The organism is Kitasatospora sp. NPDC088783, from assembly GCF_044750705.1.
Lineage (GTDB): Bacteria > Actinomycetota > Actinomycetes > Streptomycetales > Streptomycetaceae > Kitasatospora > Kitasatospora fiedleri.
In genome coordinates this window covers 72051-85779 of record NZ_JBIVKJ010000022.1, presented here as the reverse complement: position 1 = coordinate 85779, position 13729 = coordinate 72051, and the positions used below count along the sequence as shown (strand labels likewise).

Annotated in this window: 11 protein-coding genes and 1 other RNA gene; 1 reads left to right on the top strand and 11 read right to left on the bottom strand. The window is 73.0% G+C overall.

Going from position 1 to position 13729, the window contains the following annotated elements; translation table 11 throughout:
- Nucleotides 1-39 precede the first annotated feature (39 nt).
- The 11 genes from ACIP60_RS34920 to ftsE all read right to left on the bottom strand — a co-directional run bounded on the left by ACIP60_RS34920 (nucleotide 40) and on the right by ftsE (nucleotide 13175).
- Complete coding sequence (locus ACIP60_RS34920) at nucleotides 40-321, bottom strand: HU family DNA-binding protein (protein ID WP_030459611.1); 282 nt, start codon at nucleotides 319-321, stop codon at nucleotides 40-42.
- A gap of 441 nt (nucleotides 322-762) precedes the next feature.
- Entirely contained in the window at nucleotides 763-2238 is a 1476-nt protein-coding gene (locus ACIP60_RS34915; RefSeq protein ID WP_400692643.1) for an NAD-dependent malic enzyme, read from the bottom strand.
- A gap of 323 nt (nucleotides 2239-2561) precedes the next feature.
- Nucleotides 2562-4856 (bottom strand): HelD family protein, encoded by a 2295-nt coding sequence (locus ACIP60_RS34910; protein WP_400692639.1) that lies wholly within the window; start codon nucleotides 4854-4856, stop codon nucleotides 2562-2564.
- Nucleotides 4857-4985: 129 nt separating this feature from the next.
- A complete protein-coding gene (locus ACIP60_RS34905) occupies nucleotides 4986-6158 on the bottom strand; it encodes a uroporphyrinogen-III synthase (protein WP_233533496.1) in 1173 nt (390 codons plus the stop codon).
- Between the two features lie 174 nt (nucleotides 6159-6332).
- Nucleotides 6333-7706 (bottom strand): nitrate/nitrite transporter, encoded by a 1374-nt coding sequence (locus ACIP60_RS34900; RefSeq protein ID WP_400692636.1) that lies wholly within the window; start codon nucleotides 7704-7706, stop codon nucleotides 6333-6335.
- Between the two features lie 185 nt (nucleotides 7707-7891).
- Nucleotides 7892-8270, bottom strand: a transfer-messenger RNA (tmRNA) gene (ssrA, locus tag ACIP60_RS34895).
- A 151-nt stretch (nucleotides 8271-8421) separates the two neighbouring features.
- Complete coding sequence (locus ACIP60_RS34890) at nucleotides 8422-9687, bottom strand: alpha/beta hydrolase (protein WP_400692634.1); 1266 nt, start codon at nucleotides 9685-9687, stop codon at nucleotides 8422-8424.
- A 67-nt stretch (nucleotides 9688-9754) separates the two neighbouring features.
- Nucleotides 9755-10237, bottom strand: a complete 483-nt coding sequence (smpB, locus tag ACIP60_RS34885; protein WP_123555373.1) for an SsrA-binding protein SmpB — start codon at nucleotides 10235-10237, stop codon at nucleotides 9755-9757.
- Between the two features lie 44 nt (nucleotides 10238-10281).
- On the bottom strand, nucleotides 10282-11514 hold the full coding sequence (locus ACIP60_RS34880) for a S41 family peptidase (protein WP_400692631.1): 1233 nt from the start codon (nucleotides 11512-11514) through the stop codon (nucleotides 10282-10284).
- 54 nt (nucleotides 11515-11568) lie between these two features.
- Nucleotides 11569-12474, bottom strand: coding sequence for a permease-like cell division protein FtsX (gene ftsX / locus ACIP60_RS34875; RefSeq protein WP_100838059.1), 906 nt, complete (start codon nucleotides 12472-12474; stop codon nucleotides 11569-11571).
- Nucleotides 12475-12485: 11 nt separating this feature from the next.
- Nucleotides 12486-13175, bottom strand: a complete 690-nt coding sequence (gene ftsE, locus ACIP60_RS34870) for a cell division ATP-binding protein FtsE (protein ID WP_035863161.1) — start codon at nucleotides 13173-13175, stop codon at nucleotides 12486-12488.
- A gap of 261 nt (nucleotides 13176-13436) precedes the next feature.
- Here ftsE and ACIP60_RS34865 point away from each other — a divergent pair, with 261 nt between their 5' ends.
- Nucleotides 13437-13628, top strand: coding sequence for a hypothetical protein (locus ACIP60_RS34865; protein ID WP_400692627.1), 192 nt, complete (start codon nucleotides 13437-13439; stop codon nucleotides 13626-13628).
- Nucleotides 13629-13729 lie beyond the last annotated feature (101 nt).

The window sequence follows — 13729 nt, the reverse complement described above, 5'->3', positions numbered from 1 at the left end:
GAGGGGAGGCCGGCCACCGGTGCGTTCAGCTGCGGGGGGTCACTTGCCCTTCGCGGCTTCCTTCAGCTTCGAGCCGGCGCTCACCTTGACGCTGTAGCCCTCGGCGATCTGGATGGGCTCGCCGGTCTGCGGGTTGCGGGCGGTGCGGGCGGCGCGCAGGGTGCGCTCGAAGGTCAGGAAACCGGGGATGGTGACCTTCTCGTCGCCCTTGGCGACGACCTCGCCGGTGATCTCGGCGAAGGCGGCCAGCACGGCGTCGGCGTCCTTGCGGGTCACCTCGGCGCGCTCGGCCAGCGCGGCCACCAGCTCACTGCGGTTCATGTGTACTCCTGTGGTCTGTTGCTCTGCCGTGCGCGGAGGCATGGCCGGTCCGCGCGACGGTGCTCGTTCAGGCGAGGGGTTGGTCAGGGGCCGGGCTCGCACCGCGAAGCGCCACAAACTGCCCGCCTGGGTACGAATCCTGCCCCGACCGGCACTGAGAAAGCCAATCGGGAACCGGCGTGGTTGACCCGAACAGCGCCCGCCGGACGGAGGTGTGACGCTCCGTCGGCTCCGGAGTGGCCGGAGCGGGCGGCGGCCGGGACGACACGCCGTGGCGCAACTGGGGACGTACCGTACTTGTCGGACACGCCTCCCCGTCGCAGGGCTACCGTACGCCCTGGCACCGACAAGCCCAAACACGCCCCTTGCCCTTGTGTCGCAAGGGCTCCGCGCGGTTCGCCGCGAGCGGGGCCCGGCGGGCGGGCCGGGCCCCCTCCGGACTCAGAACCGAACGGCCGGGAAAGTGCCGGTGTCGAGCGTCCCGACGATGCCCGCGGTGGGCCTCTCCGGGGCGGCCTCCGCGTCGCCCCGGGCGGCCACCGCGGCGTCCCGGACGGCCGCCGCGACGGTCTTGGCCACCCCCGGGTGGAAGACGCTGGGGATGATGTAGTTGGGGTTCAGCTCCTCGTCGGTGACGGTGGTGGCCAGCGCCCGGGCGGCGGCCAGCATCATCTCGGTGTCCACGCTGGCGCTCTGCGCGTCCAGCAGGCCGCGGAAGACGCCCGGGAAGACCAGCACGTTGTTGATCTGGTTCGGGAAGTCGCTGCGGCCGGTGGCGACCACCGCGGCGGTCTGCCGGGCCACCGCCGGGTCGACCTCCGGGTCGGGGTTGGCCAGCGCGAAGACGACCGCGTCCTTGGCCATGGTGGCCAGGTCGTCGCCGTCCAGCACGTTCGGGGCGGAGACGCCGATGAACACGTCGGCGCCGGCCACCGCCTCCTTGAGGGTGCCGGTGCGGCCGGAGCGGTTGGTGTTCTCGGCGATCCAGCGCAGGCTGTCGTTCAGGTCGTCCCGGTCCCGGTGGACCACGCCGCGGACGTCCGCCACGGTGGCGTGCTCGACGCCCGCGGCCATCAGCAGCTTGAGGATCGCGGTGCCCGCGGCGCCGGCGCCGCTCATCACCACCCGGATCTCGCCGATCTCCTTGCCGACCACCTTCAGCGCGTTGGTCAGCGCGGCCAGCACCACGATCGCGGTGCCGTGCTGGTCGTCGTGGAAGACCGGGATGTCCAGCGCCTCGCGCAGCCGGGCCTCGATCTCGAAGCAGCGCGGCGCGGAGATGTCCTCCAGGTTGATGCCGGCGAAGCCCGGCGCGATCGCCTTGACGATCGCCACGATCTCGTCGGCGTCCTGGGTGTCCAGGCAGAGCGGCCAGGCGTCGATGCCCGCGAACCGCTTGAACAGCGCCGCCTTGCCCTCCATCACCGGCAGCGCGGCCTTCGGGCCGATGTTGCCCAGGCCCAGCACGGCCGAGCCGTCGGTGACCACCGCGACGCTGTTGCGCTTGATGGTCAGCCGGCGGGCGTCCTCCGGGTTCTCCGCGATCGCCATGCAGACCCGGGCCACGCCGGGGGTGTAGATCATGCTCAGGTCGTCGCGGTTGCGGATCGGCAGCTTCGAGGACATCTCGATCTTGCCGCCGAGGTGCATCAGGAAGGTGCGGTCGGAGACCTTGCCGATGCTCACGCCGTCGATGGTGCGGAGCTTCTCGACGATCTCCTGGCCGTGCGCGACCGAGGAGGCCGCCACCGTGACGTCGATCCGCAGCGCCTCCAGGCCGGAGGCCGTGACGTCGAGACCGGTGACCGAACCGCCGGAGGACTCCACCGCGGTGGTGATCGAGCTCACCGCGTTGCCGGTGGCCGGGACCTCCAACCGGACCGTGATCGAGTTCGAGACACTGGGCACCGTCGCCATCGACGTCCTTCTTCCTGGATCAACAAACTGTTGAAGTTCCATGCCGCTCGGCATGCTAGACCTCGATGGTCGCACCGACCAAGGGCCCGCCAGAAATAACGTGCGTGGAGTGTGCGGACCCGACAAACCGGCCGGAGCGGGACGCGGCCTCCTTGCCCGTCGGCACGGATGCGTTACATTGGAACGGCACCGGCTCGATCCAAGCCCCCGGGCCCAACCTTCGTCCCTTCGAGGGACCACTTGCCGCGAGGCGAGCATGGCGGGCCGGTGTTCAACGTGGCGGAGGCCCCCACCCGACGGGTGGGGGCCTCCGTGCTGCCCGGCTACTTCAGCAGCGCGGGAACGCCCGCGGCGTCCGGCAGGTCGTCCGGGCCGGACAGCACGGTCAGCCGCTGGGTGGCCCGGGTCAGCGCCACGTACAGCACCCGCAGGCCCGCCTCCGACTCGCCCGCGATGCCGGTCGGGTCGGCCACCACCGTGGCGTCGTACTCCAGGCCCTTGGCCTCCAGGCTGCCCAGCGCCACCACCCGCCCGCCCAGGCCCTCGGCCCAGCCCGCCGCCTCGGCCCGGCGGTCCATCGGGACCACCACCGCGACGGTGCCGTCCACCTCGGCCAGCAGCCGCTCCAGCTCCGCCCGGGCCGCCGCGCCGAACGCCGCCGGGTCCGGCTCGCGGACCGCCGCGAACCGCGGGTGCGCGCCGGTGGCCCGCACCGCGCTCGGCGACGGGGTGCCCGGAGCGGCCAGCTCCAGCACCTTCGCCGCCACCTCGGCGATCTCCGCCGGGTTGCGGTAGTTCACCGTCAGCGTGTGCCGGCGGCGCGGCTTGCCCGCCAGCACCTCGTCCATCGCCGCCTGCGCCTCCTGCGGGAACGGCCAGGACGACTGCGCCGGGTCGCCGACGATCGTCCAGGTCGCCATCCGGGAGCGCCGCCCGACCATCCGCCACTGCATCGGCGTCAGGTCCTGCGCCTCGTCGACGATCACGTGCGCGTACTCCCGGCGCTCCTCCGCGACGCGCTCGCGCCGGCCGTACGTCCGCTCGCCGTACGTGGTGACCTCGTCCAGGCCGGTGAGCGCGTCCACCGCGTCCACCTCGCGGACCTTCGGGCGGGCGGGCTCGCCGAGCAGCACCTGGAGCTCGTCCACCAGCGCCACGTCGTGCGCCGACAGGGCGCCCGCGCCGCGCTCGTCCAGGTGCCGCCAGGACGCCGCGAGCAGCCGGGCCTCCTCCGGGGTGACCGCGCGGCGGGCGATCCGGTTGGTGTGCCGGTGCTGCCGGAGCGTGGCCAGCACCCGGCGCGGGGTGACGGCGGGCCACCAGGCGTCCAGGAAGTCCAGGAACACCGCCTCGTCGGAGACGTACTCGTCGAAGGACTCGCGCTCCTCCTGACGCTGCTCGCGCTCGGCGTACGTGTTCGGCTTCGGCAGGTCGCGCACCGCCTCCGACCAGAGCGCGTCCAGCAGCAGGCGGCGGGCCCGCGGGCGCAGCAGGTTCAGCGGCGTGCCGCCGCCGCCCACCACGTTGCCGCGCACCGCCTTCAGCCGGCCCGCGTCCAGCCGCAGCGCCCGGCCCCGGGCGAAGACCCGCAGCTCGGCGGGCGCGCCCAGCTCCAGGGCCCCCCGGGCGGCCCGGCGCAGCAGCTGCACCATCCGCGCCGAGCCCTTGATCCGGGCCACCTCCGGGCTGTCGTACCGGGTCGCCTCGATCCCGTCGACCAGGCTGCCGACCGCGCGGATCGCCACCTGGCCCTCCTCGCCCAGCGAGGGCAGCACGCCCTCGGTGTACGAGACCAGCAGCGGGGTGGGGCTGACCACCAGGATGCCGCCCGCGTACCGGCGGCGGTCCTGGTAGAGCAGGAACGCGGCCCGGTGCAGGGCGACGGCGGTCTTGCCGGTGCCGGGGCCGCCGGTGACCAGGGTCGCGCCCGCGGCGGGCGCCCGGATCACCTCGTCCTGCTCCTTCTGGATCGAGGAGACGATGTCGCGCATCGAGTGGCCGCGGGCCCGGCCCAGCGTCGCCATCAGCGCGCCGTCGCCGACCACGGCGAGCTCCTCGCCGTCCAGCGTCGGCGCCAGGTCGGGACGGAGCAGGTCGTCCTCGACGCCGACCACCTTCCGGCCCTTGGACCGGATCACCCGGCGCCGGACCACCCGGCCGGGCTCCAGCGGCGTCGCCCGGTAGAACGGCGCGGCGGCCGGGGCCCGCCAGTCGATCACCAGCGGGCCGTACTCGGCGTCCAGGACGCCCAGGCGGCCGATGTGCAGGCTCTCGGCGACGGCCGGGTCGGCCGGGTCCAGCGGAGTCTGGGACGGGATCCCGTGCTCCTCCGGCGCGTCGGCCTGCTGGAGGTCGATCCGGCCGAACAGGAAGTCCTCGAACTCGTTGTTCAACCGCTGCAGGTGGGCGCCGGCCCGGTACACCTGCGCGTCGCGCTCGGCGAGCGCGCCGGGGGTGCCGACCTGCACCCGCTTGGCGGCGTCCTCCAGGATGTACTCGGCCTCGGCCAGCTTCTCCTCCAACCGCCGGTAGACGGTGTCGAGATGCCGCTGCTCCCCGGCGATCTCGCGGTCGCGGACAGTGTCGGATCGGTGCTCGGTAGAACCGTGCGCGCCCAAGGAGCCCCCAAAGGTGCGGAGAAAAAGGCGGACGGAAGATCCTACAGGGAACCGGGGGCCGCTCCGAACGGCGGGGCGGGCGGGGAGCGGGCGGGGGCGGGGGCGCGGGCGGGGGCGGGGGCCCGGGCCTCAGTGGTCGAGGGTCAGCCGGTACCCCCGCTTGACGACGGTGGTGATCAGCCGGGGCGCGCCGAGCGCCTGGCGCAGGCGCGCCATCGCGGTCTCCACGGCGTGCTCGTCGTCGCCGCTGCCGGGCAGGGCGCGGAGCAGGTCGGCCCGGGGGACGACCCAGCCGGGGTGGCGGGCCAGGGTGCGCAGCAGGGCCATGCCGGCCGGGGGGACGGGGCGCAGCCGGCCGTCGACCAGGGCGGCCTGGCCGCGCAGTTCGAGCAGGTGGCCGGCCACCCGGAGCGGGCGGGCCCGGCCGGGCAGCGCCGCGGTGAGGGTCTGCACCATCGCGCCCAGGCGCATCCGCTCGGGCCAGACGGTCGGGACGTCGAGCGCGTCGAGCGGGGCGGAGGTGACCGGGCCGACGCAGACCGCGAGGACGTCGCGGCGCAGGGCGTGCAGCAGTTCCTCGGTGCGGCCGCGCTGGGCGGCCCGCTCCAGCAGGCTGATCGCGGCGGGGGCGGAGGTGAAGGTGACGGCGTCGAGCGCGCCGGCGCAGGCCGCGTCGAGCAGGCGGTCGAGCGGGCCGAGGTCGACGGGCGGGAGCCAGCGGTAGACCGGGACCTCGACGACCTCGGCCCCGGCGGCGCGCAGCGACTCGACGAAGCCGGGCAGCGGGGCGCCGTGCAGCTGGACGGCGATCCGGCGGCCGTCGACGCCCTGGTCGAGCAGGTGGGAGAGCACCTCGGCGGAGGACTCGGTGGCCGCGGAGAAGGACTCGCGCAGCCCGGCGGCCCGGATCGCGCCCTTGGCCTTGGGGCCGCGGGCGAGCACCGCGGCGTGGCCGAGCGCCCCGCGCAGCTCGTCGCCCAGGTCCCAGCCCTCGGCGGCCTCCAGCCAGCCGCGGAAGCCGATGCCGGTGGTGGCGACCGCCAGGTCGGGCGGGTCGGCGATCAGCGCCCGGGTCGCGGTGTGCAGTTCGGTGTCGTCGGCGAGCGGGACGATCCGCAGGGCGGGGGCGCGCAGCACGCTGGCGCCGCGGCGCTGGAGCAGGGCGGCGAGTTCGTCGGCGCGGCGGGCGGCGGTGATGCCGACGGTCCAGCCCGCGAGCGGGCCGGCCTCGGTGCTCTCGGTGCTCCCGGCGGTCCCGGCGGTCCCGGGTCCGTCCGGCTGGCGTCGGTTCGGGTCGGCCATGCGGTGTCGTCCTTAGCTGCGCGGCCCGGGTGTCCTGGCTGGGGACGGGCCGCGGTCGGGTGGGTGATCAATCGTGTCCGGTCGCGGTGTCACCCCCGGGTCGCTCCGATTACCGGCGTGTTTCGCCGCTGGTCGGGGCGGTCCCGGGGGCTGGGCGGTCCCGGGGGCGGGGGTTCAGACCCGCGCGAGGGCGGCGCCGTCGCCGGCGGCGGCGGGGGTGCCGGCGGGGCGGCGGAGGTACACCGTCCAGGTGAGGGCGGAGCAGACCGCGTAGGCGGCCAGGAAGGAGGCGAAGGCCGGGGTGCCGGACCCGGCGACCAGGAAGGACTCCCGGAAGGCCAGGTTGATGAACAGCCCGCCGAGGGCGCCGACCGCGCCGATCACGCCGATCGCGGAGCCGGACATCCGCCGGGACCAGGCGGCGGCCTCCTCCGCGGTGGCCCCGGCGGCGATCCGGTCCTGGGCCTTGGCGTCGAAGATGCCGGGGATCATCTTGTAGGTGGAGCCGTTGCCCAGTCCGGCGAGGGCGAACAGGGCGACGAACCCGACCAGGAAGACCGGCAGCGAGCGGATCGACGAGGCGTAGGTGACCACGCTCGCGGCGGCGGCCATCGCGGCGAAGTTCCACAGCGTGATCCGGGCGCCGCCGAACCGGTCGGCGAGCTTCCCGCCGAGCGGGCGGACCACCGAGCCCAGCAGCGGGCCGAGGAAGGTGAGCTGGGCGGCCTGGAGCGGGGTGCGGCCGAACTGGTTCTGCAGCACCAGGCCGAAGGCGAAGGAGAAGCCGATGAAGGAGCCGAAGGTGCCGACGTACAGCACCGACATCAGCCAGGTGTGCCGATCCCGGACGACCGCGGCCAGCGAGCGGGTGTCGGCCCGCACCGGGGCCAGGTTGTCCATGAACAGGGCGGCGCACAGCGCGGCGAGCACGATCAGCGGCAGGTAGACGCCGAGGACGATCCGCGGGTGCCCGGCCCCGGCCCAGGCGATCACGCCGAGCGCGACCAGCTGGATGACGGGCACCCCGATGTTGCCGCCGCCCGCGTTGAGGCCCAGCGCCCAGCCCTTGTGCCGGGCCGGGTAGAAGGCGTTGATGTTGGTCATCGAGGAGGCGAAGTTGCCGCCGCCGAACCCGGTGAGCGCCGCGACCAGCATGAACGCGGTGTACGAGGTGCCGGGGTGCATCACGTACCCGGCGGCCAGGGTGGGCAGCAGGAGCAGCAGCGCGGAGACCACCGTCCAGTTCCGGCCGCCGAACCGGGCGACCGCGACGGTGTAGGGGATGCGGACGAAGGAGCCGACCAGGGTGGGCATCGCGACCAGGAAGAACTTCCCGGCCGGGTCGATGCCGTACTCCTTGCCCATGAAGAGCACCATCACCGACCACAGGCTCCAGATCGAGAAGCCGACGTGCTCGGAGAGCACCGAGAAGGCGAGGTTGCGGCGGGCGGTGCGGCGGCCGGTGGCCTCCCAGAACGCGGTGTCCTCCGGGTCCCAGCGCCGGATCCAGCGGCCGCCCGTCCTGCCGCGCGTGGTGGTGCCGTCCATGGGCTGCTCCTTCGCGTTCCGTTGCCCTGTGCCACTGACGCTAGGAGTCCACGATTTCGGAACCGTTGTGCGGTGTGAAGGGTGCGGAACCGTCCTCTCACCCGGGGCGGGGCGGGGGTGTGAGGGGGCCGGAACGCACGAGAGCCGCCCTCCGGACGGAGGGCGGCTCTGCGGTGCACATGGGGCGGTGGAGATGCCGGGAATCGAACCCGGGTCCAGTGAAGTGGATTCAGGACTTCTCCGAGCGCAGTCCGCTGTGATTTTCTCGGCCCTGGCGGTCACGCGGACAAGCCGCCAACAGGCCCAGCCACTGTTTGGTTTCCCCGCCACCCCCGTGGCCCGGGTGGCGGGTTGAGTTCCCTAGATTATGCCAGGATCCGGGTCGGGAACGCCCCGGGCTGACACCCATTCACTTTCGCAGATCAGGCTGCGAGAGCGAACTGCTGGGAATCGCGCTTAGAGTTGGCGATTATTTTTTTGCGACAGGTGGTTAACGAGATCATTGCCGCGTTCCTCGGCTCGCTTCTCCTGTTTCGACTGTCACTGTCGAAACCGATCATCCCCATGTTGTGTTGAGAAACAGCGCCGGCGGGCGGGCCCGCCGGGTGGTGCGCTGCCATAGTACTCAACCCGCGCGTCAAGGGTCCAGCGCATTGACGGTCGGCGCGGGCCCGGCGCGGGTCCGCACCGGTCCGCGCCGGTCAGTTCGCGCCGGTCAGTTCGCGCCGGGCAGGCCGGTCCGCTGGGCCAGCCAGGGCAGCGCCAGCTTGAAGCCCGCGCCGCCGAACTGCCAGTCGTGCTTGCCGGGGTGCACCTCCACCTTGGTGTCCAGGCCGGCCTGCCGGGCGGCCCGGTCCAGGGCCTGGGCGTTCTCCAGGTGCTTGCCGCCCTCGTCGGCGCCGACCAGGAAGTAGCCGCCGGAGCCGCGGTAGGCGTCCTTCCCGGCCCGGCCGAGGACGGTCAGCGGGTCGTGCGCCTCCCAGGCGGCGGCGTCCCCGCCGTACAGGCCGTCGACGGTGGCCTGCCGGCCGCCGAGGTTGGGGCCGAGGTCGCCGGAGATGTCGACGAAGTGGCCGAACACCTCGGGGTGCACCACGCCCAGGTCGACCGCGCAGGTGCCGCCCATCGACCAGCCGACCACGGCCCAGGAGCGCGGGTCGGTGGCGGTGCCGAAGGTCCGGGCGACGTACGGCGGGACGTCCTTGACCAGGTGGTCCTCGGCGTTGCCGTGCTTGCCGTTGACGCACTCGGTGTCGGTCTTGAAGTTCCCGGTGGCGTCCGCCATCACCAGCACCGGGGCGTAGCCGTTGTGGGCGGCGGCGTACGCGTCGGCGGTCTCGACCGCCGCGCCGGCCCGGATCCAGTTGTCGGGGGCGGCGAACTGGCCGCCGATCATCTCCACCACCGGCAGCTTGGGCCGGGCCTTGCTGCGGAACCAGGCCGGCGGCAGGTAGACCAGTTCGCGGCGGTGCTTGAAGCCGCTCGGCTCGGCGGGGACGTCCACCGCGACCACCCGGCCCTCGGTGGCCCGGCCGACGGTGGCCAGGGCCTCCTCCAGGGTCATCTGCTGCGGCACCGGGGCGTCGGACAGGTCGCCGACCGCCGCCTCCACGTCGGGGTAGTAGCCGGTGGAGATGTTGATCGAGTTGGCCGCGCACAGCAGGGACATCGCCACCGCCACCGGGACGGCGGCCAGGTTCCACCACCTGGAGCGGCGCACCCCGGCGGCCAGGCCGCCCAGGCCCAGCAGGGCGCAGCAGACCCAGAGCCAGAGGCCGGGCGGCAGCGGGTCCTGGACGTCGCCGAACGCCAGCACCAGCAGCGCGGCCAGCCCGGTGCCGGCGGCGGCCCCGCCGACCACCCAGGGCAGCCGGCGGCGGACCCAGAACGGGCTGCCCCTGAACAGCGCCGCCGCGACCGCCACCACGGCCAGTATTCGGAAGGTCCACGGCAGCCAGCCACTCAACAGCGAGATGTCCACCCGGAGATGATACGGAGACGCTCCATCACGCCGGTTGGCCGGGCCCCGTCAGGCGCTTGACGGCGGATCAGCCCTGGCCGGAGCGGCGGCGGGCGGCCGCCACCGCGCGGTCGGACTCGCGGCGGTCCTGGCGCTCGCGCAGGGTCTGCCGCTTGTCGTAGAGCTTCTTGCCGACGGCGAGGGCGAGTTCGAGCTTGGCGCGGCCGTCCTTGAAGTACAGCGACAGCGGGACGAGCGTGTGGCCGCTCTCCTTCGCCTTGGACTCGATCTTGCGGATCTCCATCTTGTGCAGCAGCAGCTTGCGCTTGCGCCGCGCCGAGTGGTTGGTCCAGGTGCCCTGGGCGTACTCGGGGATGAAGACGTTGTCGATCCAGGCCTCGCCGCCCTGGATGTACGCGTAGCCGTCGACCAGGTTGGCCCGGCCCTCGCGCAGCGACTTGACCTCGGTACCGGTGAGCACCATGCCGCACTCGTAGGTGTCGAGAATGGTGTACTCGTGCCGCGCCTTCTTGTTCTGCGCGACCAGCTTCTTGCCCGTTTCCTTTGCCATAGCCCGGCCATTCTCGCACTTCGGCGGCGGACGCGGCAGCCCCTTTACGGCGCGGCGGGCGCGGGCGGCGCGGAAGGGGCCTCGGCGGGGCCGGGGCGGGGGCCGTCGGGGGCGGTGGCGGGCGCGGTGGCGCCCGGGCCGGCGGTGGGTGCGGCGGCGGCGGGCGCGTCGGTGGCGTCGGGGGCGGAGCCGCGCAGCCCGGCCAGCACCTTGAGGGCGAGCGCCTGCGGGTCCTCGCCGGCGGCCGGCACGTCGGGCTGGACGCCGGTGCCGTCCGGGGAGCGGCCGGCCGGGGTCTGGTAGCGGCCGACGGTGAGCTCCAGCACGGAGCCGTCGGCGAGCCGGCTGGGCTGCTGGACGGTGCCCTTGCCGAAGGTGCGGCTGCCGACCAGGACGGCCCGGCTGCGGTCCTGGAACGCGCCGGCCAGCAGTTCGGCGGCGCTCATGGTGCCGCCGTCGACCAGCACCACCAGCGGGACGGCGGTGTCGCCGCCCGGGGCGGCGGTCAGTTCGCGGTGCTCGCCGTGCACCTGGTAGCTGGCCACCGGCCCGCCGTCGAGGAACACCGAGGCGGTGCCGACGGCCTCGCCGACCAGTCCGCCGGAGTTGCCGCGCAGGTCGAGCACCACGCCCCGGGAGCCGGCCGCGGCGGCCCGCACCTGGTCGGCGACGCCCTCGGTGAAGGCGTGCACGGCGATCCGGACCACCCCGGGCGCCGGGTGCGCGACCTCGACCTCGCGGGTGGACAGCTCGGCCCGGGTCAGGGTGAGTTGGCGCACCGGCCCGGCCGCGTCCCGGACGCCCACCGCGACCGCGCTGCCGGCCGGGCCGCCGCGCAGCCGGGAGACCAGTTCGGTGACCGGCAGTTGCTCGGCGGCGGCGCCGTCCACGGTGACCAGCAGCTCGCCGGGCGCGATGCCGGCCCGGGCGGCGGGCGAGCCGGGCGCCACCTCGGCGACCAGGGTGGGCCCGCCGGCCTCCCGGTCCACGCTCAGCCCGACGCCCGCGTACCGGCCGCCGGTGAGGTCGGCGTACTGCTGCGGGCTCAGGTAGGCCGCCCAGCGGTCGCCGCTGGCGCCGACCAACTGCCTGGCCTGCTGCGGGGTGAGGTCCGCCCCCGCCAGGTCGGCGGCGGGCGGCAGTCCCTCGGACGACGAGGGGGCCCGGAGCGAGCCGTCCGGCTCCCCCCAGGCTCCCGAGGCCGCTCCGGCGAACAGCACCGCGCCGAACACCAGGCCCAGCGTCATCCCCTGGCGTACCCGCGGTGCAGTCGGCATGTGCGCGAGTCTAGTGCCGCGACGGGCACGTGGACCTGTGACGCCGACGACCCGTCAGACCTTCAGGTACTTGCGCAGGGTGAAGAACGCGGCCACGCCCGCCATCGCCATGCCGACCACGACCAGCAGCGGGATCACCGCCAACACCGAGGACAGGCCGATGAAGTGGATGAACGCCACCTTCTTGGCCAGCCACTCCTGGACGAAGAAGTGCCCGCCCAGCAGCAGCGCCGAGGCCAGCGCCGAGCCGAGCAGCGCGGCGAACGCGGCCTCCGCGATGAACGGCATCTGCACGTAGAAGTTGGACGCGCCGACCAGCCGCATGATGCCGGTCTCGCGGCGGCGGCTGAACGCGGACACCCGGACGGTGTTGACGATCAGCAGCAGCGCGACGAACAGCATCAGCACCATGATCACGAAGGCCGCGGTCTGCAGGCCGCGCAGCAGGCCGAACAGGTTCTCCAGGATCTTCCGCTGGTCCTCGACCGACTTCACGCCGGGCTTGCCGGCGAAGGCGCTCTGGATCACGTCGAACCGGGTCGGGTCGTTCAGCTTGACCCGCCAGGACTGCGGCATGGAGTCCGGACCGACCGCCGCCAGCAGCGGGTTGTCCGGGTTGCTGTCCTTGAAGTGCTTGAACGCTTCCTGCGAGTTCTCGAAGGTGTAGCTCTGCACCAGCGGCATCTTCGCCAGGCCGTCCTTGACCGCCTGGATCTGGTCCTGGGTCGCCTCGCCGTCCGCGCACTGCGGCGAGTTGTGCTCCGCCTTGGTGCAGAAGTAGATGCTGACCTCGACCTTGTCGTACCAGTAGTCCTTCATGGAGTTGACCTGGTCGCGGACCAGCAGCGAGGCACCGGCGAGGGCGAGCGACAGCGCGACACTGACCACGACGGCGATGGTCATGGTCAGGTTGCGGCGGAGACCGACGCCGATCTCCGACAGAACGAACTGGGCGCGCATGCTTCTCTCTTCTAGCTCTGGTAGCCGTAGACGCCGCGGGCCTGGTCACGGACCAGCAGGCCCTTGTCGAGCTCGATGACGCGCTTGCGCATCTGGTCGACGATGGCCTGGTCGTGGGTCGCCATCAGCACGGTGGTGCCGGTCCGGTTGATGCGGTCGAGCAGCTTCATGATGCCGACCGAGTTCTGCGGGTCGAGGTTGCCGGTGGGCTCGTCGGCGATCAGCAGCATCGGGCGGTTCACGAACGCCCGGGCGATCGCCACGCGCTGCTGCTCACCACCGGACAGCTCGCCGGGCATCCGGTCCTCCTTGCCGCCGAGGCCGACCAGGTCGAGCACCTCGGGCACCACCTTGTTGATGGCGCTCTTCGGCTTGCCGATGACCTCCAGGGCGAACGCCACGTTCTGCCCCACCGTCTTGTTCGGCAGCAGGCGGAAGTCCTGGAAGACCGTGCCCAGTTGGCGCCGCATGTGCGGCACCTTCCAGTTCGAGAGCTTGCCCAGGTCCTTGCCCAGCACGTGCACCGCGCCGGTGGACGGGCGCTCCTCGCGCAGGCACAGGCGCAGGAACGTCGACTTGCCCGAACCCGAGGAGCCCACCAGGAAGACGAACTCGCCCTTCTCGATCTCCAGCGAGACGTTGTCCAGGGCCGGACGGTTCTGCTTGGGATAGGTCTTGGAGACGTTGTCGAATCTGATCACGGCTGCATCACGGGGGCCATCCTAGGTGGATCGGAGCCAGTGACCTTACGCGATGCCCAACCGCACCCGCAGTCGCGGGGCGCGTACTGAACGTGGTTTCGTCAGGTGTTGTTCGGGTTCGCCCCGGAAATTGCGAGGTACGTCACAGATCGATAACCCTTCTCCTCCGGGAGCCGAGGGGTACGGAACCTGGCAGAGTGGTAAGCAGTCGGAACCGAATCCGCCTCCGGCGCGTTGGCTATGCAGCAAGGAGGAGATCGCATGACCTGCGACCAACTGGTGTGCGCCAACTGCAACGGCCGCGTGATCGACGGCCGCTGCCCGGTGTGCCGCGCCAACCGGGCCCGGCTCCAGCAGGAGCCGCACGGGCCGTTCGCGACGCTCAACCCCGCGGTGCTGCTGGGCCTGCTGTTCGTCGCGGTGCTCATGCTGGCCCTGCTGCTGCTGCACTGACCCCGAGCGCTGAACGGGAGGGGCCCCACCGCCGCGGCGGTGGGGCCCCTCCCTTGCTGTTCGGGCGTGCTCAGCTCTCCCGCTGCTCGCGCCACCGGATG